The 22,433-nt window shown below is 65.0% G+C and carries 22 protein-coding genes; 2 read left to right on the plus strand and 20 right to left on the minus strand.

Features of this window, described 5'->3' with window-relative positions:
- Positions 1-208: 208 nt before the first annotated feature.
- Complete coding sequence (locus tag E7V67_019515; protein WUR11873.1) at positions 209-517, plus strand: hypothetical protein; 309 nt, start codon at positions 209-211, stop codon at positions 515-517.
- Between the two features lie 104 nt (positions 518-621).
- Here the strand turns inward: E7V67_019515 and E7V67_019520 are convergent, their stop codons facing one another.
- From E7V67_019520 to rpsF, 8 genes are all read right to left on the minus strand, one after another.
- Positions 622-1,602 (minus strand): bile acid:sodium symporter family protein, encoded by a 981-nt coding sequence (locus E7V67_019520; GenBank protein WUR11874.1) that lies wholly within the window; start codon positions 1,600-1,602, stop codon positions 622-624.
- Positions 1,603-1,730: 128 nt separating this feature from the next.
- Positions 1,731-2,741, minus strand: coding sequence for an inorganic phosphate transporter (locus E7V67_019525; protein ID WUR11875.1), 1,011 nt, complete (start codon positions 2,739-2,741; stop codon positions 1,731-1,733).
- A gap of 27 nt (positions 2,742-2,768) precedes the next feature.
- A complete protein-coding gene (locus tag E7V67_019530) occupies positions 2,769-3,395 on the minus strand; it encodes a DUF47 domain-containing protein (GenBank protein ID WUR11876.1) in 627 nt (208 codons plus the stop codon).
- Positions 3,396-3,476: 81 nt separating this feature from the next.
- Positions 3,477-4,865 carry a replicative DNA helicase gene (locus E7V67_019535; GenBank protein ID WUR11877.1) on the minus strand — a complete coding sequence of 463 codons (1,389 nt, stop codon included), beginning with the start codon at positions 4,863-4,865 and terminating at the stop codon, positions 3,477-3,479.
- Between the two features lie 187 nt (positions 4,866-5,052).
- Positions 5,053-5,505 carry a 50S ribosomal protein L9 gene (gene rplI / locus E7V67_019540; GenBank protein ID WUR11878.1) on the minus strand — a complete coding sequence of 151 codons (453 nt, stop codon included), beginning with the start codon at positions 5,503-5,505 and terminating at the stop codon, positions 5,053-5,055.
- 30 nt (positions 5,506-5,535) lie between these two features.
- Entirely contained in the window at positions 5,536-5,826 is a 291-nt protein-coding gene (gene rpsR, locus E7V67_019545; protein ID WUR11879.1) for a 30S ribosomal protein S18, read from the minus strand.
- Between the two features lies 1 nt (position 5,827).
- Complete coding sequence (gene priB / locus E7V67_019550) at positions 5,828-6,148, minus strand: primosomal replication protein N (GenBank protein WUR16315.1); 321 nt, start codon at positions 6,146-6,148, stop codon at positions 5,828-5,830.
- A gap of 33 nt (positions 6,149-6,181) precedes the next feature.
- Positions 6,182-6,568 carry a 30S ribosomal protein S6 gene (rpsF, locus tag E7V67_019555; protein WUR11880.1) on the minus strand — a complete coding sequence of 129 codons (387 nt, stop codon included), beginning with the start codon at positions 6,566-6,568 and terminating at the stop codon, positions 6,182-6,184.
- Between the two features lie 302 nt (positions 6,569-6,870).
- Between rpsF and lexA the strand changes: the two genes are divergently transcribed.
- Complete coding sequence (lexA, locus tag E7V67_019560) at positions 6,871-7,539, plus strand: transcriptional repressor LexA (GenBank protein WUR11881.1); 669 nt, start codon at positions 6,871-6,873, stop codon at positions 7,537-7,539.
- Positions 7,540-7,671: 132 nt separating this feature from the next.
- Here the strand turns inward: lexA and E7V67_019565 are convergent, their stop codons facing one another.
- The 12 genes from E7V67_019565 to E7V67_019620 all read right to left on the minus strand — a co-directional run bounded on the left by E7V67_019565 (position 7,672) and on the right by E7V67_019620 (position 22,329).
- Positions 7,672-8,919 carry a cystathionine gamma-synthase family protein gene (locus tag E7V67_019565; GenBank protein ID WUR11882.1) on the minus strand — a complete coding sequence of 416 codons (1,248 nt, stop codon included), beginning with the start codon at positions 8,917-8,919 and terminating at the stop codon, positions 7,672-7,674.
- Between the two features lie 111 nt (positions 8,920-9,030).
- Positions 9,031-10,554, minus strand: coding sequence for an amidophosphoribosyltransferase (purF, locus tag E7V67_019570; protein WUR11883.1), 1,524 nt, complete (start codon positions 10,552-10,554; stop codon positions 9,031-9,033).
- A gap of 38 nt (positions 10,555-10,592) precedes the next feature.
- Positions 10,593-11,081, minus strand: a complete 489-nt coding sequence (locus E7V67_019575) for a CvpA family protein (GenBank protein WUR11884.1) — start codon at positions 11,079-11,081, stop codon at positions 10,593-10,595.
- A 25-nt stretch (positions 11,082-11,106) separates the two neighbouring features.
- Positions 11,107-12,168: an SPOR domain-containing protein gene (locus E7V67_019580; GenBank protein ID WUR11885.1), complete on the minus strand. Its 1,062-nt coding sequence runs from the start codon at positions 12,166-12,168 to the stop codon at positions 11,107-11,109.
- Between the two features lie 11 nt (positions 12,169-12,179).
- Entirely contained in the window at positions 12,180-13,469 is a 1,290-nt protein-coding gene (gene folC / locus E7V67_019585) for a bifunctional tetrahydrofolate synthase/dihydrofolate synthase (GenBank protein ID WUR11886.1), read from the minus strand.
- Between the two features lie 94 nt (positions 13,470-13,563).
- Positions 13,564-14,436, minus strand: coding sequence for an acetyl-CoA carboxylase, carboxyltransferase subunit beta (accD, locus tag E7V67_019590; GenBank protein ID WUR11887.1), 873 nt, complete (start codon positions 14,434-14,436; stop codon positions 13,564-13,566).
- A gap of 190 nt (positions 14,437-14,626) precedes the next feature.
- The gene (gene trpA / locus E7V67_019595) at positions 14,627-15,424 is read right to left on the minus strand and encodes a tryptophan synthase subunit alpha (GenBank protein ID WUR11888.1); all 798 of its coding nucleotides are present in this window, start codon (positions 15,422-15,424) and stop codon (positions 14,627-14,629) included.
- A 112-nt stretch (positions 15,425-15,536) separates the two neighbouring features.
- Positions 15,537-16,781 carry a tryptophan synthase subunit beta gene (gene trpB, locus E7V67_019600; GenBank protein WUR11889.1) on the minus strand — a complete coding sequence of 415 codons (1,245 nt, stop codon included), beginning with the start codon at positions 16,779-16,781 and terminating at the stop codon, positions 15,537-15,539.
- A gap of 66 nt (positions 16,782-16,847) precedes the next feature.
- The gene (locus tag E7V67_019605) at positions 16,848-17,519 is read right to left on the minus strand and encodes a phosphoribosylanthranilate isomerase (protein ID WUR11890.1); all 672 of its coding nucleotides are present in this window, start codon (positions 17,517-17,519) and stop codon (positions 16,848-16,850) included.
- A gap of 11 nt (positions 17,520-17,530) precedes the next feature.
- Entirely contained in the window at positions 17,531-18,355 is an 825-nt protein-coding gene (gene truA, locus E7V67_019610) for a tRNA pseudouridine(38-40) synthase TruA (protein ID WUR11891.1), read from the minus strand.
- 63 nt (positions 18,356-18,418) lie between these two features.
- On the minus strand, positions 18,419-21,364 hold the full coding sequence (locus E7V67_019615; protein WUR11892.1) for a FimV/HubP family polar landmark protein: 2,946 nt from the start codon (positions 21,362-21,364) through the stop codon (positions 18,419-18,421).
- Positions 21,365-21,570: 206 nt separating this feature from the next.
- Positions 21,571-22,329 (minus strand): PEP-CTERM sorting domain-containing protein, encoded by a 759-nt coding sequence (locus E7V67_019620; protein WUR11893.1) that lies wholly within the window; start codon positions 22,327-22,329, stop codon positions 21,571-21,573.
- Positions 22,330-22,433: the final 104 nt, after the last annotated feature.

Genomic DNA, 22,433 nt, shown 5'->3' on the forward strand with positions numbered 1-22,433 from the left:
CGGGGGAGGACTGAATGGCCGGCTTTTTGCTGGCCTGTCCAGCTTGACTTTGGACGCACCGTGCACAAAAGTGTAAATAGCCGCTCACATGAAGAAGGTGGCAGCCTTCTCGCGACACCTCTTCCGCCAGCCGGCGCGGACGCCGCTCGGGCGGCAGATGACAACGAAGACGGTATGCCGCCGGATGGGCGCGTGAAAGGAGCGTACGATGAAAAGCAATTCGCTTTGCCTGCTGATCGTGCTGGCCGGCACCCTGGCGGCCTGCGCCGGGTCGAACAGGGATGGCGCTGGCCGCGCACAGCCGCATGAGGACCTCTATATGACGCAGACGACCTCGTCCGGCACCTCCGCCACCATGGACGACATCGTCAAGGACATGCCGTGCTCCCGGCACCGGCATACGCACAGTGTCCCGGACGAACAGGCACGACGGGCGCTGAAGGAAGGGGATACGCAGTCGATGTCGCCGTCGATGCGCGCGCAGCACATGGCAATGCTGGGTCAGCATTGCCAGTGACGACGGCGCCGCTCGCCCACGGCCAGGCATACGACGGTCGCGCACGCGCCCGGGCGGGCTGCGCGGCGGATCGACCTTGCCGCGCAGCCGACGGGCGGCACCCGTCAGTCGGCGCGGCGCGCGAAGCGCTGCGCCAGCACGGCGCACACCATCAGCTGGATCTGGTGGAACAGCATCACGGGCAGGATGATCATGCCCAGCGACGACGTGGCAAACAGCACCTTGGCCATCGGCACGCCCGAGGCCAGGCTTTTCTTCGAACCGCAGAACACGATCGTCACCTCGTCCGCGCTGGAAAAGCCCAACCGCCGGCTGGCCCAGAACGACAGCCCCAGCACCACGGCCAGCAGCACGCAGCAGATCAGGCCCAGGGTCACGAGCAGCTGCGGCGACAGCTTGTGCCACAGCCCTTCGGACACGGCTTCGGAAAACGCCGTATACACGACCAGCAGGATCGAGCCCTGGTCGACGTATTTCAGCATCGGCTTGTGGCGGTCGACCCACGCGCCGATCCAGCGCCGGCACACCTGCCCCGCAATGAACGGCACCAGCAGTTGCAGCACGATGGCCAGCACGGCATCGAGCGACGAGCGTCCCGCCTGGCCCTGCACGATGAAGGCGCCGACCAGCAGCGGCGTGATGAAGATGCCAAGGAAGTTCGACGCGGACGCGCTGCAGATCGCCGCCGGCACATTACCGCGCCCCATCGCCGTCATCGCGATGGACGACTGCACGGTGGACGGCAGCATGCACAGGAACAGCAGGCCCAGATACAGGTCCGGTGTCAGCACCGCCAGCGCGACCGGCTTCAAGGCCAGGCCGAGGATGGGGAACAGCACGAAGGTGCAGGCCAGCACCAGCAAGTGCAGGCGCCAGTGCGTCAGGCCGGCCACGATCGCCTCGCGCGACAGCTTGGCGCCGTGCAGGAAGAACAACAGGCCGATGGCGAAGGTGGTGATGTCGCCGAAGACGACGGCGGTTTGCCCGGTGCAGGGCAGCACCGACGCGATGGCGACGGTGCTCAGGAGGGCAAGCGTGAAATTGTCAGGCTTGAGGCGGGACAGCAGTGCGGATGCGGAAGACATCGGGCCATTTTAGCCCAGCATCGGAATGATTGCTTGAAGCAGGAACCCATGGTGACAGGCACCGATCTTCGAGTCGAGGACTCGAGGATCGGTGCCTGTCACCTGCGGGTTTGACACCTGCGGCTGTGTTACATGATGTGGCGACCCAGCCACCAGGCGATGGCGGCCACGAACGCGGAAGCGGGAATCGTGAAGATCCATGCCCACACGATATTGCCGGCCACGCCCCAGCGCACGGCCGACAGGCGCTGCGCCGAGCCGACGCCGACGATGGCGCCCGTGATCGTGTGCGTCGTCGAGACGGGCACGCCCCAGAACGACGCCATGATCAGGGTCAGCGCGCCGCCGGTCTCGGCGCAGAAGCCGCCGACGGGTTTGAGCTTCGTGATCTTCTGGCCCATGGTTTTCACGATGCGCCAGCCGCCGAACAGCGTGCCGAACGAGATCGTCGCGTAGCAGGCGATGATGACCCACAGCGGCGGCTCGGCATCGGTCGCGGCCACGTGGCCGGAGGCGATCAGCAGCATCCAGATGATGCCCATGGTCTTCTGCGCGTCGTTGCCGCCGTGACCCAGGCTGTAGGCGGCGGCGGAAGCCAGCTGCAGGCGGCGGAACCAGCCGTCGATCTTGCGTGGCGTCGATTTGACGAACACCCACGAGACGATCAGCATGATGATGGAACCCAGCACGAAGCCCAGGAGCGGTGCCAGCACGATGAACATGACGGTCTTCATCAGGCCGCCGGCGATCAGCGCGCCGGTACCGGACTTGGCGACGGCCGCGCCCACCAGGCCGCCGATCAGCGCGTGCGACGACGACGACGGAATGCCGTAGTACCACGTGATCAGGTTCCAGACGATGGCGCCGACCAGCGCGCCGAAGATGACGTAATGGTCCACCACGTGCGGATCGATGGTGCCCTTGCCGATGGTCTGGGCCACTTTCAGCCCGACGATGAAGATCGCGATGAAGTTGAAGAAGGCGGCCATCGCCACCGCCGACTGCGGCTTCAGCACGCCCGTCGACACCACCGTCGCGATCGCGTTGGCGGCGTCGTGGAAGCCGTTCATGAAGTCGAAGACGAGTGCCAGGAAGATCAGTACAGCCAGCGCGTAGATGCTGATTTGTAGGGTCTGCATATTGTTGTAGTTTCTATCGCTGGCGCTTTACGCGTTTTCGACGATGATGCCTTCGATGATGTTGGCCACGTCCTCGCAGCGGTCCGTCACGGTTTCCAGGATCTCGTAGATCGCCTTCATCTTGATCAGGTTGCGCACGTCCGGTTCGTCGCGGAACAGCTTCGACATGGCGGCGCGCATCACGTGGTCGGCATCCGATTCCAGGCGGTCGATCTCTTCGCAGATGGCGACGATGTCGCGCGCGTTGTCCATGTTCGACAGCAGCGCCACGGCGTCCTTGACCTTCTCGCAGCAGGCCAGCACCAGTTCGGCCAGGCGTTTCGCTTCCGGCGTCACGGCATGCAGGTCGTACAGCGACACGGTCTGGCCGGCGTCTTCCATCATGTCCAGGATGTCGTCCATCTTGGTGATCAGCTTGTGGATGTCGTCGCGGTCGATCGGCGTGATGAACGTCTTGTGCAGCAGGTCGACGGTGGTGTAGGTGATCTTGTCGGCCTGCTTCTCGATGCTCTCGATCGCGTGCACGCGATTTTCCAGGTCGTCGAAGTTGGTCATCAGGCCAAGCATTTCTTTCGCGCCTTTGACGCACAGCTCCGCATGCTGGTTGAACAGGTCAAAGAATTTGCCCTCGGTGGGCATCAAGCGTCCAAACATTTTGTTCTCCGTTGGTTGATTCGGTGGTGCTGCGGGGCCCTCGCGCGCGGAAGGCCCGGTGGCAACCGTCGATGAGCTTCGTCAGTCGCCCTGGTAGATCGACAGGTTGCCGGTGTAGTTGCCAAACTTGGTGTACATGCCCATCCACGTGAGGCGGATCGCGCCGATGGGACCGTTACGCTGCTTGCCGATGATGATCTCGGCGGTTCCCTTGTCCGGCGAGTCGGGGTTGTAGACCTCGTCGCGGTACAGGAAGATGATCACGTCCGCATCCTGTTCGATAGCGCCGGATTCGCGCAGGTCGGACATGACGGGACGCTTGTTCGGGCGCTGTTCCAGCGAGCGGTTCAGCTGGGACAGCGCGATCACGGGGCAGTGCAATTCCTTCGCCAGCCCTTTCAGCGACCGTGAGATCTCGGAGATCTCGGCGGCGCGGTTGTCGCCCGGCTGGGAGCCCTGCATCAGCTGCAGGTAGTCGACGATGATGAGACCGAGCTTGCCACACTGGCGCGCCAGGCGGCGCGCCCGCGCGCGCATCTCGATCGGGTTCAGCGCCGGCGTCTCGTCGATGTAGAGCTGGGCTTCGTTCATCTTCTGGATGGCGTGCGTCAGGCGCGGCCAGTCCTCGTCGTTCAGCTTGCCCGTACGAAGCCTGTGCTGGTCCAGCTGGCCGACCGAGCCCAGCATACGCATGGCCAGCTGGGCGCCGCCCATCTCCATCGAGAACACGGCCACGGGCAGGCCCGCTTCGATCGCCACGTTCTCGCCGATGTTGACGGAGAACGCGGTCTTGCCCATCGACGGACGGCCAGCCACGATGACCAGGTCGCCCGGCTGCAGGCCGGAGGTCATTCGGTCCAGGTCGATGAAGCCGGTCGGCACGCCGGTGATCTCGCTGGTGCTTTCGCGGCTGTACAGCTCGTCGATGCGCTCGACCACCTGCGTCAGCAGGGGCTGCACGGCAGTCCAGCCGGACGAACCGCGCGAGCCCGCTTCGGCGATGGCGAAGATCTTCGACTCCGCCTCGTCCAGCATCTGCTTGACTTCCTTGCCCTGCGGGCTGAAGGCGTTGCCGGAGATTTCGTCGGCCACGGTGATCAGCTTGCGCAGCACGCCGCGGTCGCGCACGATCTCGGCATAGCGGCGGATGTTGGCCGCGGACGGCGTGTTCTGCGCCATCGCGTTCAGGTACTGCAGGCCGCCCACTTCGTCGGCCTTGCCCAGCATCGTCAGCGCCTCGTAGACGGTGATGACGTCGGCCGGCTTGCCCGCGTTAATCAGGCGCACCATCTGCTCGAAGATGATGCGGTGGTCGTAGCGGTAGAAATCCTCCGGGTTCATGAAGTCGGCAATGCGGTCCCACGCGGCGTTATCGCGCAGCAGGCCGCCGATGACGGACTGTTCTGCCTCGATGGAATGCGGCGGGATGCGTAGGGAGTCGACTTGCGGGTCGGATGGGGCGGCGTTCATGGCGCGAATTATACCTGCTTCGGGTTTGCGAAGTTCATTAAAGAAAGGCACCGACCTGAGCAAAACGTTGCATTTTCAACGCTTTGCGGGCAATCGTGCCATCTTCACAATGCAATAAAAAAGCCGGGCGAACCCGGCTTCTTCAAAGCTAAGACAGTCTGACCGTGGAATAAATTCCCGGCGCGACTTAGGCTGCGTCGCCCACGACGGCCACGGTCACTTCGACCACGACGTCGGTGTGCAGCGACACGGAGACCGGGTGCTCGCCCACGGTCTTCAGCGGGCCGGTCGGCAGGCGTACGGCAGCCTTTTCGACTGCGAAACCAGCCTTCGTCAGCGCTTCGGCGATGTCGTAGTTGGTCACGGAACCGAACAGACGGCCATCCACGCCGGCCTTCTGCGACACGGTCACGGTCATGCCGTTCAGCTTTTCGCCTTGGCCTTGTGCGGCAGCCAGCTTTTCAGCGGCGGCTTTTTCCAGTTCGGCGCGCTTGGCTTCGAACTCGGCCACGGCGGCCGTCGTGGCACGACGTGCCAGCTTTTGCGGGATCAGGAAGTTACGTGCGTAGCCGTCCTTGACCTTCACGACGTCGCCCAGGTTGCCGACGTTGATGACTTTTTCCAACAGAATGATTTGCATAGTTCTCTCCAGGATCTATCTGAACCGCGATTAAGCGTGGTGCAGATCGGTGTAAGGCAGCAGGGCCAGGTAGCGGGCGCGCTTGATGGCGGTGTCGACTTGACGCTGGTAGTGCGCCTTCGTGCCGGTCAGGCGTGCTGGCATGATCTTGCCGTTTTCTTGGATGAAATCTTTCAGCGTGTCTACGTCTTTGTAGTCCACTTGCTCAACGCCAGCGGCGGTGAAGCGGCAGAACTTCTTGCGCTTGAACAGAGGGTTTTGCTGTTTGCGCTTCTCTTTCAGCTTTGCTTTGTTTTTGTCGAACTTTTTACCGAATGCCATTTTAGGCTCCTGTATCTAAATGTTGTGCTGTCATGACAGCACGGAAATCAATGATGTGAAATACCAGGCTCTTGCTGTGGCGGTTCTTCTTGGCCAGGAATCCCGTGAACTCGTACGTGCCTCCCAGTGGCGCCGTGCTGAAGCGGTTGGAGATCTCTCCCGCGGCTACCGCGGCAATCTCGAACTCGGTCAGGCGGGCAATGCCGGCTTCCATCTGCTGCGAACTGTGCTGCAATACTGCATTCACCAGTGGCAGACCGGCTGGCGTGTATCGCAACACTTCCCGCTCGGTGATGAGGCCGACAAACTGGAGCTGGTTCAGCGAAACTCCCGATCAGAACTTACGCCGACCAGCTTAGGCCGCAGCGGCTGGGGCGGCTGCTGGTGCTTCGGCGCGGTGGCTCTTGGCCGCGTCTTCACGCTGGACCGACTTCATCATCGGCGAAGGAGCGGTTTCCGCTTTCTTCATCTTGACGGTCAGGTGACGCAGCACGGCATCATTGAATTTGAATGCGGTTTCCAGTTCGACCAGGGTGTCGTTGTCGCACTCGATGTTCATGCAGATGTAGTGTGCCTTGGCCAGTTTCTGGATCGAGTACGCCATCTGACGGCGGCCCCAATCTTCCACGCGGTGCACGTTACCGCCGCGCGAGGTCACGCTGGCTTTGTAACGTTCGATCATCGCGGGCACTTGCTCGCTCTGGTCCGGATGGACGATAAATACGATTTCATAGTGACGCATGCAAACTCCCTTAAGGACTGTTGATAGCCCACCCCGGCGTCAAGACGGGTGTGGGAAGAGGTAAGCCCGCGACTATAGCAGCATTTTGTCGATAAATCCAGCACCCCGACCGCCTGAGGTCGGCTGCCCGCGCGCTACGCGCGCATGATGCATTGGGGACTGTCCCCAGAGGGGACTGTCCCCGGTTTTCACCCAAGAGCAGCCGAAGTCAAGAATATTTCGGCCAAAACAACAATTTCCCTTGCAATCCCGCGGACACTGTACAAAAATACAGACTGTCTATATAAACAGCCCATCGCACCATGATCAAGCTCACCGCAAGACAGGAACAAATTCTCAATCTGATCAGGGATGCCATCGAGAACACCGGCTTCCCTCCGACCCGCGCGGAAATCGCGGCCGAGCTGGGCTTCAAATCCGCCAACGCGGCCGAAGAGCACCTGAAGGCGCTCGCGCGCAAGGGTGCGATCGAGATCACCGCCGGCACGTCGCGCGGCATCCGCCTGCTGGGCGAGCGCCCGGCCCCGGCGTCCGCCGCCAAGCCGGCCGACCTGGGCCCGCTGCCGCAGGTCCCGGCCGGCATGCTGATGTCGCTGCCGCTGATCGGCCGCGTGGCCGCCGGCTCGCCCATCCTGGCACAGGAAAACCTGGAGACGAGCTACAGCGTCGACCCGGCCCTGTTCTCGGCCAAGCCGGACTTCCTGCTGAAGGTGCGCGGCGAATCGATGCGCGACATCGGCATCATGGATGGCGACCTGCTGGCCGTGAAGAAGGTGGACAGTGCCAAGAACGGCCAGATCGTCGTGGCCCGCATCGGCAGCGAAGTGACCGTCAAGCGCTACCGGCGTACCGGCTCGACCGTCGAGCTGCTGCCGGAAAACCCGGACTTCAAGGTCATCACCGTCGATCCGGAGACCGACGAGTTCGCGCTGGAAGGCCTGGCGGTCGGGTTGCTGCGGACCTGGCACTAAGCCGATTCACTGGTCTGGCCTGGGGTCTGTCCCTGCACAGGGACTGACCCCGAAGTTTGAACAGATGCATCAACAGCTGGCTGAACGCGAGCAAACTTCGGTGTCAGTCCCAAAGGGACAGACCCCAACCCATCAAACGTCCAAGGCCGCCCGGAAATCCTCCACCAGATCCGCCGTATCCTCGATCCCGACCGACACCCGGATCAGCGACTCGGCAATCCCCATCGACGCCCGGCGCTCCGCCCCCATCTCGTAGAAAATCGTGTGCGCCACCGGAATCACCAGGGTGCGCGTATCGCCCAGGTTGGACGCTGGCACCGCGATCCTCAAGCGGTTCAGGTAGTCGAAGCAGTCGATCCCATCCTTCAGCTCGAAGCTGAACAGCGAACCGTAGGCTTTGAACAGCTCGCTGGCGATGCCATGCTGCGGATGCGACGGCAGGCCCGGGTAATGCACGGCCGCCACGCGCTCGTCGGCCGCCAGCATTTGCGCCAGCGCCTTGGCATTGGCGCAGGTGCGCTCCATGCGCAGCGCCAGCGTTTCCGCGCCCACGGCGATATGGTGCGCCGCCTCCGGTCCCAGTGAGGCGCCGAAGTCGCGCAAGCCCTTGGCGCGGATCTGCGTGATGCCCCACATCGGCTGCGCCGCCTTTTTATAGTTCTCGAAGATGTTCGGGAATCGGCTCCAGTCGTACACCCCGGTATCCGTCAGTGCGCCGCCCAGCGCATTGCCGTGGCCGCCGATCGACTTCGTCAGCGAGTTGACGACCAGGCCGGCCCCCACCGCCTTCGGCTGGAACAAGTAAGGCGTCGTCATCGTGTTGTCCATAAGAGCGATGTACAGGATGCCCCGCTCGGCGCACAGCTGGCCGATGCGCGCCAGGTCGGCGATCTGCGTGCGCGGGTTGGCGATCGTCTCGACAAACACGATGCGCGTGTTCTCCTTCAGCGCCGCGGCCACGTTGGCCATGTCGGTCGCGTCGACGAAATCGACGCCCACGCCCTGCCCCGCCACCGTCTGCCACAGCGAGTTCGTATTCCCGAACAGGAACGACGACGACACCACGTGGTCGCCCGCGCGCAGCAGCGCCTGGAACACGGCGCCAATCGCCGCCATGCCGGTGGCAAAGCACAACGTGGCGATACCGCCTTCCATCTTGGTGATCTTCTCTTCCAGCGCCGACACGGTCGGGTTGCCCTGGCGGCCGTAGCGGAAGCCCGGCTCGCGGCCCTGGAACACGGAGGCAAGCTGGCGCGCGTCCGTATAGCCGAACGCGACGGAAGTATGGACGGGCTTGTGCAGCGAACCCTGCTCGATGGGCTTCTGGCGGTCGCCGTGCAGGATCGTCGTCGTGAAGCCGTAGGTTTTTTTATCGGTCATGTCAGCAGAATCCGGGACTGTCCCGGATTTTTGAAGTAGGCGTCAGAAAAGTCCGGGACTGTCCCCGATTTTTGGAAATAAAAAAAGGGCCCGCTGGGGGCCCTTGCCGGGTTACGCCTCGGTCGTCGCGGCGTTCAGGTTCAGCTGCGTGCGCGCGGCGTCCTCGACCACCTTGGCCTTCGGGTTGTGGCGCGCGTGCTCGATGCGGTCCAGGTATTCGGGCGACACGTCGCCCGTCACGTAGACGCCGTCGAAGCAGGACGCCTCGAAGTTCTTCAGCGCCGGGTTGACGTCGGCGATGGCCTTCTTCAGGTCGTCCAGGTCCTGGTACACCAGCGCGTCCGCCGTGATCTCGCGGCACACTTCTTCCGTGGTGCGGCCGTGGGCGATCAGCTCGTCGCGGGTCGGCATGTCGATGCCGTACACGTTCGGGTACAGCACCGGTGGCGCGGCAGAGGCGAAGATCACCTTCTTGGCGCCGGAGTCGCGCGCCATCTGCACGATCTCGCGGCTGGTCGTGCCGCGCACGATGGAGTCGTCCACCAGCAGCACGTTCTTGCCCTTGAATTCGTCGCCGATGGCGTTCAGCTTCTGGCGCACCGACTTCTTGCGCAGGCCCTGGCCCGGCATGATGAAGGTACGGCCGATGTAGCGGTTCTTGATGAAGCCCTCGCGATATTCCTTGCCCAGGCGCAGCGCCAGCTGGATCGCGGCGGGACGGGACGAATCGGGGATCGGCATGACGACGTCGATATCGTCGGCCAGGCCCTCGCGCTTGATCTTCTCGGCCAGGTACTCGCCCATCTTCAGGCGCGTGTTGTAGACCGAGGCGCCGTCGATCACGGAGTCGGGACGGGCCAGGTAGACGTATTCGAACACGCACGGGTTCAGCGACGGATTGTCGGCGCAGATGCGGCTGTGCAGCTTGTGGTTGGCGTCGATGAAGACGGCCTCGCCCGGCGCGATGTCGCGCACGAAGCGGAAGCCCATGCCTTCCAGCGCCACCGATTCGGAGGCGATCAGGTACTCGGTGCCCTGCTCGGACTCGTTGACGCCCAGGCACAGCGGACGGATGCCGAAGGGGTCGCGGAAGCCCAGCATGCCGACGCCGGCGATCTGCGCCACGGCCGCGTAACCGCCACGCACGCGGCGGTTCAACGCGGTGACGGCCTGGAAGATCGTGTCCGGGTCGATCGAGTAACCGGTCGTGGCCTTCTGGATCTCATGCGCCAGCACGTTCAGCAGCACTTCCGAATCGGAGTCCGTGTTGATGTGGCGGCGGTCGTTCTCGAACATCTCTTTCTTGAGCTGTTCCCAGTTGGTCAGGTTGCCGTTGTGCGCCAGCGTGATGCCGAACGGTGCGTTGACGTAGAACGGCTGCGCTTCCTCTTCCGACGACGAGCCGGCCGTCGGGTAGCGGCAGTGACCGATGCCGGTATTGCCCATCAGCGAACGCATATTGCGGGTACGGAAGACGTCGCGCACGAGGCCGTTGGCCTTGTGCATCGAGAACATGCTGCTGTGATTGGTCGCGATACCGGCCGCGTCCTGGCCGCGATGCTGCAACAGCAGCAGCGCGTCATACAGCAGCTGATTGACGGGTTGATGGGAGACGACGCCGACGATGCCACACATACTGTGCTCCTGGATTGGGTGCTACGGATTTAAGAAATCTAAAATTGCACGTGCTGCGCGACGGCAGCGGGCAGAAAGGGTTTCACGGTGCGGGCGCCGCTCTCGGCCAGGGGGCTGAGCAGCGCCTGCCGCCAGAAATCCTGCTGGGGGATCGACGTCATGCCGCACAATATGACGGCGGCCAGCACGATCACAAGGCCCCGGCCCAGTCCGAACAGGCCGCCCAGGCCCCGGTCCGCCAGGGTCAGGCCACCGGCCTCGACCAGTGCCGATATCGCCATCGACAACAAGCCCATCAGGATACGCACGCCGATGAACAGCACGATGAACGCGACGATCAGGCGCACGACCTCGCCTGGAATCGCGGCCGGCAGCAGCGCGGCCAGTGCCGCGCTATAGGTATTGGCGACAACAAACGCGACGATCCAGCCCAGCAGCGACAACATCTCCTTCACCAGCCCTCGCAGCGTACTGACAATGATGGAAGCGCCCAGCACGAACAGCACGAGGTAATCGAAAATCGTCACGTTGCCGCGTCAGCTGCTGCAGGGTTCAGACGGGAACCAGGCTGCCGGACAAGCCGATCTTCTGCAGCTTCGCCTTGGCCTTTTCCGCCTCTTCCCGGCTGCCGAACGGGCCCACCTTGACGCGGGTCAGCTCGCCCGACGGCGACTTCTGCGTAAACGACTTGATGCCGGCCGCCTGCAGCTTGCCCTGCAGCTCATCCACCTTGTCTTTGGCGGACAAGGCGGCGACCTGGATCACGTAACGGCTGGCGCCTTCGGCCTCGGCCGGCTTGGCGGCGCCCTTGCCTTCCAGGATCGCCATGGCGCGCGCGGCGTCGTCCGGCTTCGCTTCGTGCTTCGGCTCCGGTTTCGTTTCGGCCTTGGCTTCGCGCCTTGCCTTCGCTTCCGCCTCTGCCTCGACCTTGGCCTTCGCCTCCGCCCGCGCCTTGGCTTTCGCTTCGGCCTCCGCCTCGGCCTTGGCCTCGGCCTTGGCCCGGGCTTTGGCTTTCGCTTCGGCCTCGGCCAGGCGGGTATCCGTCTTCGGTTCAGGCTTGCTGTCCGGCTTGTGCTCGGGCTTCACCTCTTTCGGCTCGGTCCAGGCGATCGGCTCCTTCGGCTCCGCGCGCGCGGCTGGCGCAACGGCGGCAGTCTTCGGCGCCGGCTCGGCCGGCTCGACGATCTCCTCGCTCTGGTCCAGCGCCTCGTCCTGCTGGACGGGCTTGGCCGGCGCGGCGGCGACGGTGGTTTCCTCGGCCGGCTTGTCGTCGGCCGGTTTGTCCTTGGCGGGAATCTGGATGGCGATGTCGTTGGCCAGCGGCTTCGGCTCGGAGTCGAGGATCATCGGCAGGCCGATGGCGACGGCCAGCGCCAGCGCGATGGCGCCCACCAGGCGGCGGCGCGCGCGTTTCTTTTCGGGCAACACGGGATCGGGCACATCGCGCCCGGCGGCACGGCCGCGGCCACGGGCGGCGGCGGCCTCGGCGCCGGCATGCGCCGCGCGCTTGGCGCGGGCACGTTCGGCGAGATTCCTGTCGTCGGCGGCCCGGTAATAGCCGCTGTCTTCAACAGACTCCTGCTTGTTTTTACCAAATTTCGAGAACAAGCCCATGCGTGAATTTCTCAGTGGAGTGAGGATTTACGTGCGGCCATGACGCCGGCAACGGTCAGGAACGATCCAAAGACCACAATTCTATCATTCTCCCCAGCCCTACTCATTGCATTTGCAAAAGCCGCGGCGGGATCGTCGAACACGTTGACGGTGCGGTCCTGCTGCTCCTGGCCCGCCAGCATCTGCACTTTCGCCGCCAGTTCGGAGGCGCTCGCCGCACGAGGCGACGGCAGCGTCGTCAGGCACCAGTGATCGACGTGCTCGGACATCGCCTTGATGACGCCATCGATGTCCTTGTCGTGCATCGAGCCGAACACGGCGAACGTATAGGGGTGGTAGCCCATATTCCCCAGGTTCTGGTTGAGCGCGGCGGCCGCGTGCGGGTTGTGCGCCACGTCGAGGATGACGGTGGGGCGGCCCGGCAGTACCTGGAAGCGGCCCGGCAGCTCGACGGTGACGAGACCGTGGCGCACTTCCTGCGCGCCCACCGGCAGCTCGTTCTTCAGCACTTCCAGCGCCGCCAGCGCGGCCGAGGCGTTCAACAACTGGTTGGCGCCACGCAGGCTCGGGTAGGCCAGCGAATTGCGCCGCTGCGAGCGGCCGCCGTAGTTCCACTGCTGCTTGTCGCCCGCGTAGTTGAAGTCGCGGCCCATCAGCCACAGGTCGGCACCGATGGCGGCGGCGTGGTCGATCAGCGCCTGCGGCGGCACCGGGTCGCTGCAGATGGCGGCCTTGCCCGCGCGGAAGATGCCTGCCTTCTCGAAGCCGATCTGCTCGCGCGTGCCGCCCAGGTAGTCGACGTGGTCGATGTCGACGCTGGTGACGATGGCAACGTCCGCATCGACGACATTGACGGCATCCAGGCGCCCGCCCAGGCCCACCTCGAGGATCACGACGTCCAGCGGCGCCTTGCTCATCAGGTGCATGATCGCCAGCGTGGTGAACTCGAAATACGTCAGCGGCGTATCGCCGCGCACAGCCTCGACGGCATCAAAAGCCTCTACCAGCTGCGCGTCGCTGGCCAGGTCGCCGTTCAGGCGGGCACGCTCGTTGAAGTCGAGGAAGTGCGGCTTGATGTACAGGCCCACCCGGTAGCCCGCGCGCAGCAGGATCGATTCCAGCATCGCGCAGGTGGAACCCTTGCCGTTGGTGCCGGCCACCATGATGACGGGGCAGGAGAACCGCAGCTGCAGGCGCTCCTTGACGGCGCGCACGCGCTCCAGGCCCATGTTGATGACGGTTTCGGCATGGCGCGACTCGAGCAGCGCCAGCCAGGCTGGGAGGGTGGTGGGAGTGGACATGACTTCAGGAATGCGAGGAAAGGCGCCATTCTATCAGCGCCCGGTGACACTGGGGACAGGCACCTGTCCCCGCGGGTTGAACCCTGCTGACGGCTCAGGCCAGCACTTCGGCAGCCTGGTTCTGCAGCAGCGCCAGCAGGCGCGCGATTTCCTCGCGCATCTTGCGGCGGTCGACGATCATGTCGATCGCGCCCTTGGTCAGCAGGAACTCGGAGCGCTGGAAGCCTTCTGGCAGCTTCTCGCGCACGGTGTTCTCGATGACGCGTGGGCCGGCAAAGCCGATCAGCGCCTTCGGCTCGGCCATCACGACATCGCCCATGAAGGCGAACGAGGCGGACACGCCACCCATCGTCGGGTCGGTCAGCACGCTGATGAACGGCAGTTTCTTTTCCGACAGCTTGGTCAGCATCGCGGTGGTTTTCGCCATCTGCATCAGCGACAACAGGCCTTCCTGCATGCGCGCGCCACCGGTGGCGGTGATGCAAATGAACGGCACCTTCTGCTCGACGGCCACCTGGGCCGCGCGGGCGAAGCGTTCGCCGACGACGGAGCCCATCGAGCCGCCCATGAATTCGAATTCGAAGCACGCGACGACGACAGGCAGGCTCATGATCGAACCGCCCATGCAAATCATCGCATCGGTCTCGCCGGTGGCTTCCATCGCCTGCTTCAGGCGATCGGGGTATTTCTTGCTGTCCTTGAATTTCAGGGTGTCGACCGGCAGGCTTTCCTGGCCGATTTCATAGCGGCCGCCGGCGTCGAGCAGCGCATCGAGGCGCTCGCGGGCGCGGATGCGCATATGGTGGTCGCACTTGGGGCAGACGTGCAGGTTCGATTCCAGATCGGTCCGGTACAGGACGGCCTCGCAGGAGGGGCACTTGACCCACAGACCCTCGGGCATCGTCTTGCGAGCGGCAGCTTCCGAGCGCTGAATGCGCGGTGGCAGCAATTTTTCCAACCAGCTCATATTTTCTCCTGTTGCTCTGACTGAGGGGCGAAGTGTAGCCTGTTCCGCCACACCTGTCGAACATTCCAATTTGCCAACTTTTCGCACGACCGTCAGATTTTATGCGGCTTCCAGGCCCTATAACGGCCGAGCCCGTGTTCCACATCGGTACCAGTCACCATATGCGACACGGGCTCGGCTGTGTTAGCGCTTACTCGTCCAGCGCGCGGCGGATGCCGGCCACGAAGCCCTGGACGGCGGCCGGGGCGTTTTCGGGCGTGCTGGCCTCGATTTCCTGGATGACACGGCTACCGATGACGACCGCATCCGCCACCTTGGCCACTGCCTTGGCCGTGGCGGCGTCGCGAATGCCGAAGCCGACGCCGATCGGCAGGCTGACGTGCTGGCGAATCGCCGCAATGCGCTCGGCCACCTGGGCCGTATCGATATTGCCGGCGCCCGTCACGCCCTTCAGTGACACGTAATACGAGAAGCCGCTGCCCACCTTGGCGACCTGGGCGATGCGCGCATCCGTGGATGTGGGCGCCAGCAGGAAGATGACGTCAAGCCCGGCAGCGCGCATCTTGCCGGCGAATTCCTCGCACTCTTCCGGCGGGTAGTCGACGACGATGGCGCCGTCCGCCCCCACCTCTTTCGAGGCGGCGATAAAGGCGTCGACGCCGATCCGTTCGATCGGGTTGGCATAGCCCATCAGTACGACCGGCGTGGTCTGGTTGGTCTGGCGGAACTCACGCACGTGCTCGAACACGTGGCGGATGCCGACACCCTGGGCAAGTGCGCGCTCACACGCGCGCTGGATGACGGGCCCCTCGGCCATCGGGTCGGAAAACGGCACCCCCAGCTCCAGCACATCGGCGCCGCCGGCGACGAGCGCGTGCAGCAGGGGCACGGTGAGCGCTGGCGACGGATCGCCGGCGGTAATGAAGGTCACGAGACCGGTCTTGTTCTGTTCTTTCAGGGTGGCGAAGGTTTGGGCGATACGGGACATTTTTATTCTCGGCAAAGTTTCTCAATGAATGGGACAGCCGGTGCGCCGGACCGCCCCAATTTTCAGGCAATGTTTCTGAAAAAATGGGGTCTGTCCCCATTTTTCAGGCAACTTAGCCAAAGTTCAGCCCCATCCGCTCGGCCACCGTGTGCATGTCCTTGTCGCCCCGCCCGGACAGGTTGGCCAGCACGATCTTGTCCTTGGGCAGCGTGGCGGCCAGCTTGGCCGCGTATGCCAGCGCGTGCGACGATTCCAGCGCCGGGATGATGCCCTCGATGTGGCAGCAGTCGTGGAAGGCCTGCAGCGCCTCCTCGTCCGTGACGGACACGTATTGTGCGCGGCCCGAGTCCTTCAGCCAGGCGTGTTCCGGGCCCACGCCGGGATAGTCGAGGCCGGCGGAGACCGAGTGCGTCTCGATGATCTGGCCGTCGTCGCTTTGCAGCAGGTAGGTGCGGTTGCCGTGCAGGACGCCCGGGTAGCCCTTCGTCAGCGACGCCGCGTGCTTGCCGGAATCGAGCCCCTCGCCCGCCGCCTCCACGCCGATCAGCTGCGTTTCCTTCTGGTCGATGTATGGGTAGAAGATGCCCATTGCGTTCGAGCCGCCACCGATGCATGCCAGCACGTAGTCGGGCTGGCGGCCCGTCATTTCCGGCATCTGCACCAGGCATTCCTCGCCGATCACGGACTGGAAGTCGCGCACCAGCATCGGGTACGGGTGCGGTCCCGCCACCGTGCCGATGATGTAGAACGTGTTTTCGATATTCGTGACCCAGTCGCGCATCGCCTCGTTGAGCGCGTCCTTCAGGGTCTTCGAACCGGACTCGACAGGCACGACGGTGGCACCCAGCAGCTTCATCCGGTAGACGTTCTGGGCCTGGCGCTTGACGTCCTCGCTGCCCATGTAGACCACGCATTCCAGGCCGAAGCGGGCGCAGATCGTTGCCGTGGCGACGCCGTGCTGGCCGGCGCCCGTCTCGGCGATGATGCGCGGCTTGCCCATCCGCTTCGCCAGCAGGGCCTGGCCGATGACGTTGTTGATCTTGTGCGCGCCCGTATGGTTCAGGTCCTCGCGCTTGAAGTAGATCTGGGCGCCACCCGCCATCTCGGACCAACGGCGGGCGTGATAGATCGGCGAAGGACGGCCGACGAAGTGCTTCAGCTCGTAGCGGAACTCTTCCAGGAACTCGGGGTCTCGGCTGTAGCGCGCATACGCTTCGTTCAGCTCGGCCAGCGCGTAAGTCAGCGTCTCGGCGACAAAGGAACCGCCGTACGGGCCGAAGTGGCCGGTCGGGTCGGGCAGGTGGTAATCGGTGGCGTGAAACAGGGCGGCTGGGCCGTTGGCGATCGGGGATTTCATGGCAAGCTCTCTCGTCTTGGACCTCGCCTGCCGGTGGCGGCGCCCCACGGGCGCATGGATGAGTGGCTAGGCGGAGGTCGCGGTATCGTCGGCTGCCCGCACCGCGGCAACGAATTGCGCGATCAGGCGGGCATCTTTGATGCCCTTCGCGGCCTCGACGCCACTGCTGACGTCAACCGCGTAAGGGCGCACGCTGGCTACGGCGCCAGTCGCGTTGTGTACGCTCAAGCCACCACTCAAAACGGCCCGATGCGCGAGATCTTTTGGAATGAGAGACCAATCGAAAACCTTTCCTGCGCCGCCATAGGCATCGACAAACGTATCGAGCAGCACGCCCGCGAACAGGCGGGACGATGCGCGGCATTCTGTCTCGTATTCTAGCAGCTCATTCCCGGCCGTGTCCCCTTTTACGCGGAACACGCGCAGGAACGGCCGGTTCGCGGCCGCCGCCGCCGCAGCGCACTGCGCGGCCGTCTCGTCGCCATGGAACTGCAGCAGGCCGACCGGTGCCACGGCCACCGTCGCGGCCACTTCCTCGGCCGTGGCGTTGACGAACAGCCCGACCGCCGTGACGAACGGCGGCAGCAGCGCGATCAGCTCGGCGGCGCGCGCCGGCGTCACGTAGCGCGGGCTTTTCGGGTAGAACACGAAGCCGACGGCGTCCGCGCCGGCGGCCACTACCGCCCGCACGTCCTCCTCGCGGGTCAGGCCACAGATCTTGATGCGGGTGCGCTGCATGATGGTCCTCGTCAGAAAGCGGGCAGGATGCGTGGGGTCTCCTGCGGCAGGCCCCACTTGGCATCGTATTCGATATTGGCCAGGTACAGGCCATCGGGCATGAACGTGGGCGCCGCCAGCGTGCGGTCGCGCCCCGCCAGCAGTTCGCCCAGCCAGGTCGTGTCCTCGCGGCCCTGGCCCACGTAGATCAGCGCGCCGACCAGGTTGCGCACCATGTGGTGCAGGAAGGCGCTGGCGCGCAAGGTGAACAGGATCATGTCGCCGTGGCGCTCGATGGTGATCTCCTGCATGTCCTTGACAGGTGTTTTCGCCTGGCAGCCGGAGGCACGGAAGGCCGAGAAGTCGTGCGTGCCGATCAGTGGCGCGACAGCCGCGCGCATGCGCGCCACGTCCAGCGGCCGGTGCGTGAAACCGGCGCGCCCGGCCAGCAGCGGCGCACGCACGGCGTGGTTGTACAGCAGGTAGTGATAAGTGCGCGAGCGCGCCGAGAAGCGCGCGTGGAAGTCGGCCGCCGGGTCGAACTCGGCCTCGCCATACGCGACGACCTCATGCAGCTCCTTGGCCCAGCGCACGCCGATCGAATCGGGCAGGAAGGCGTTGATGCCTCGCACCCAGGCGTGCGGCTCGCGCTGCAGGTCCGTGTCGAAATGGACCACCTGCCCCAGCGCGTGCACGCCCGCATCGGTGCGGCCGGCGCACGTGGTGCCGATACGCACGCAGGCGAACTTCTCGATCGCCTGCTCCAGCTTGTCCTGCACCGTGCAGCCGTGCGGCTGCACCTGATAGCCCTGCCAGTCGGCGCCGTTGTACTGGACTCCCAATGCGATGCGTTTCAATGCCTGCTCTTTATTAGCTGATGTGCGGAGCCGGCATTATACGCGCCGTGGCCCGGCCGGGCTTCAGCCCAGCTGCGCCAGCATCTGGTTGGCGCGTGCCACCTGGTCGTCCGTGCCACCGCGGATGACTTCGTCGAGCAGCTCGCGCGCGCCTTCCTTGTCGCCGATCTCCTGGTAGGCGATGGCCAGGTCCAGCTTGGTGTCCATCTCCATCTGCAGCGCCGACATCGGTTCGGCCGTCGGCGCCTCGATGGCTTCGGCTTCGGCCGCGGCGGCTTCCGCTTTCGCCTGGGCGGAGGTCGCATACGGGTCCGGCGCGGCCGTCTTGTCCTCGTCCAGGTCCAGGTCGATGCCGGACAGGTCGAACTCCGGCGGCGGCGCGGCCGTCACGGCTTCCTCGGCCTGCGGCAGGTCGGGCAGCGCGAAGTCCTGCTCGTCCAGGCCCAGCGTCGGCTCCTGCGCCGGTTGTGCCGCGGCCTGGCCCGGCGGCACGTCGGCCGGCAGGTCGAAGTCCATCAGGTCCAGTTCGGCCAGCGGATCGGCTGGAGCGGGTGCCGCTGCTGTTGCCTGCACTGCGGGCTGGTCCGCGCCCGGCAGGTCCAGGTCGAAATCCATGCCCAGTTCGTCCAGCCTGGACGGCGTGGCCGTTTCGGCGGCCGGTGGCGTGTCGCTGGCGTCGAACGCCAGGTCGAGGTGATCGGGCGCGGCTTCCTCGGCCGCCTGCGCCTGCGGCGTACCAGCCGCGGGACGCTCGTCCGCCAGGCCGCCCAGGTCGAAGTCGAGCAGGTGATCGCCATCGCTTTCGGCCACGGTGGGCGCCGGCGCTGGGGCCAAGGCCGAGGCCGAGGCCGGAGTCGCCGTGCGTTCGTCGGCGAAGTCGAAGTCCATCAGGTTGGCCGCCGGTTCCTGTTCCGCGTGCGCGGCCGGCTTGTCGTCGGCGAAGTCGAAATCGAGTGGGTCGGCCGTGACGTCGTCCGTGCGGGCCGGCGGCGGGCTGGCCAGGTCCAGGTCCAGGCCTTCGTCGGGCGCTTGGGCATCGCGTGCCTCGCGCCGCTCGTCCAGCATGCTGCCGAAGTCGGACATGCGGTCCGCCTCGCCAGCCGCATACGCCGCGGCGCCCGCCGCCACCGCGGCCGCACCGGCCGCCGCGGCATACCCGCCGCCGATGGCAGCGTCGCCGCCCGCGTACAGCGGATTGCGCGGGTCGATCGTGCGGCCCAGTGCCGCCGCCTGGGCCCAGTCCTCGCCCTGCCCCTTCGTCATGCCATACAGCTCGCTGGCCTGCGCTTCGAACGCGCGCGTATCCTTGCGCGTCGCGTAGATCTCCATCAGCTTCAGGCGCACCGCGTGACGCTCGGGATGCGTGCGCAGCGCTTCCTTCAGAATCTCCTCGGCCTGCAGGTCGCGGCCGTAGGCGATGTAGACATCCGCTTCCGCCACCGGGTCCACCTCGTTGGTGTCGAGCTGGCTCGCCGACGGCGCGAAGTTCGAATTGAACACGCTGTTGCTGGTGTCGACGCTCTGGCCGCCCGCCTCCTCGTGCAGCGGCTGCGCCGGGATGCCTGGGTCGGCCAGCGCCGCCACTTCCTGCTTGGCGACGACGACCTTCTTCTCCTGCGCCTTGCGGCGGCGCGACAAGGCCAGGCCGACGGCCGCCAGCAAGGTGGCCAGCGCCACGCCGATCAGCGGCATGTTTTCCGTCACGGTGTCCATCAGGCCCGGCTCGGGCTTGGCAGGCACGGTCGGCGGTGTCACCGGTGCCTTGACCGGCGCCTGCGGCGTCAGGTCGACCGGTGGCGGCACCGGCGGCGCGGCGGCCGGCTTGTCCGCCTGGGCCACGGCGGCCTTGCCTTGCGCATCGGCGGCCGGCTCGTTCTTCACCGTCATCAGCTTTTCCAGGTCGCTGACGTTCTTCTCCAGTTCCTTGACGCGCGCGGCGGCATCGGCCACCTGCTGGTCCTTGGCGATCTTGTCCTCCACGGCAGCGGCGGCGCCGCTCTTGCCGGAGCCCTCGCCCGCCTTCGACAGCTTCAGCTGGTCCTTGGCCTCGTTGACGGCGGTCGGGCGCTCCTCCACCTTGGTGGTGATCTTGCCCGTCGCGCTTTGTGCCGCTTCCGGCTTCTTCGTCGGCGTGCTGGCGGCGACCTGGCCGGCCAGGCGCTCGCGATAGGCATTGAAGTCGGCCGCGTGGGCGACGACGATGCGGCGGGCCTCGCGCGCGGTGGTGCTGCGCACGGCGTCCGCCCCCGGCACAGACAGGATCGTGCCGGACTTCAGCCGGTTCATATTGTTGCCGCTGAACGCTTCCGGATTGGCGCGGAACAGCGCTACCAGCATCATGTCCAGCGAGACGCCGGCCGGCTTGATGTCGGTGGCGATCTCGCTCAGCGTGTCGCCGCGCTTGACGCGCACGTCCGGCTGGTTCTGTTCCTCGCGGCGCTGCTGCGCCGTCGGCGCCGCCGGCTGTGTCGCCGGCTGCGCTGGCGCGGCCGTGCTGCTGCCCGGCGTGGTCGTGCCCTGGCGGGCCTGGCCGCCGCGAGCGACGTCCACCGGCGCTGCCACCTGCGGTGCCTGCGTCGCGCGCATCTCGGCGGGATCGAGCAGGAAGGTGTATTCGCGCACCAGGCGGCCCTTGGCCCAGGTCAGCTCCAGCAGCATGTCGACGAAGGGCTCGTTGACGGGCTGGGTGGACGTGACGCGGATGAAGTGCCGCCCGCCGCGCTGCTCGATCTCGAAGCGCAGGTTCAGCAGCGCGGGATTGAAGTCGATATTGGCGGCCTTGAAGGCCTCGGCCGGCGCCAAGCGCGCCGTCAGGTCGGCCGCTTCTTCCGGCGTGACGGCGCTCAGCTCGATCTCCGCCCGCAGCGGCTGGCCCAGCGCGGACAGCACCGTCAGCTTGCCAAGGCCGGCCGCATCGGCCGCAGGGCCCAGCAGTGCCGTGCCGAGCACGGCGCAAGTCATGGTGTGCAGCGCGAACGAGGCGATCCGGGAGCGTTTTTGTGCGGGCATATTGTGTCGTATAAAGTTGGCAACGGGAAAAAAGTTACTTTCCCAGACGTCTCAACATAACACCATGCCCCCTCGGCGCGCAAGTTCCGCACCTCTGCGGTGAGCGCCCGGTGTGGACGGCTCGACAACACCGAACGAGGGAGGCCGCATCGACCTTTGCTCCTGTTCGCGCCGTCGAACCGCCTCGACTGTGCATAGGGCGGGAATCAGCCCTGCTTGCGGCGCCGTGCCACGGCGGTCGTCAACAAGAGGCCGGCAACCAGCATGGCGTAGGTCGCCGGTTCCGGAACCGGGGCGATCGTACCCGCCGCGCCGACGTCCACATTGAAGCGGCCATACAGGTCGGTATCGCCGTTATTGAAAAACTCGAGGCGCACGCGCTCGTTCATGGTATCGACCGGCACAGGCGTATAGCTGTAGACCCCACTGCTGTAATAGACCTGTTGGTTATAGGGTCCCGTGAACTGGTTGTCGAGCAAGCTCACGTACACGTAGGCGCTGCCATAATCTTTTGGGTAGTCAGCACCGAAGCCGGTATAGCTGGCTGAGGCCGTACCAGTGAAGATCAGCTTGGTGTGGGCGCTCAGCGTAAAGTTGGCCCCCCAGTGGGTGTTCGCGTAAAACTCCCCGTCGCCCTCGACGGCACCACGCGAGATGATTTCGCCGTCGATAACGCTGCCGGATGCCTTGGCATTGCGCGCGCTCGCCTGGGCAAGAATGTCGCCGTACCAAGTCGACCAAGCGTGGTCGTATTGCATCAAGCCTTCACCAGCGATCGGCGCCACCCCTGCATAGCTGTGCGCCTCTGCGCTCGTGAACGTAATCGAGGGTGCGATACCGTCGTAGGGGTTCAGGTCGACGAGGCGAAAGCCGTAGTCGCTCAGGGTGGCAACCGAACTGGCGGCCTGGACGGCGCCACTGGACAGTGCGGCAAGTGCAAGGGAAAGGGCAGCGAAGCGTTTCATGACATCCTCTGTGATTGTGATTTTTGAATTATCAGAATAACAGTTTCTTTTATTCTGGGCAATAAAAAAGGCCGAGCCCCGAAGAGCCCGGCCTTGCGCTTCCA

This window comes from [Empedobacter] haloabium (assembly GCA_008011715.2).
Taxonomy (GTDB): domain Bacteria; phylum Pseudomonadota; class Gammaproteobacteria; order Burkholderiales; family Burkholderiaceae_D; genus Rugamonas; species Rugamonas haloabia.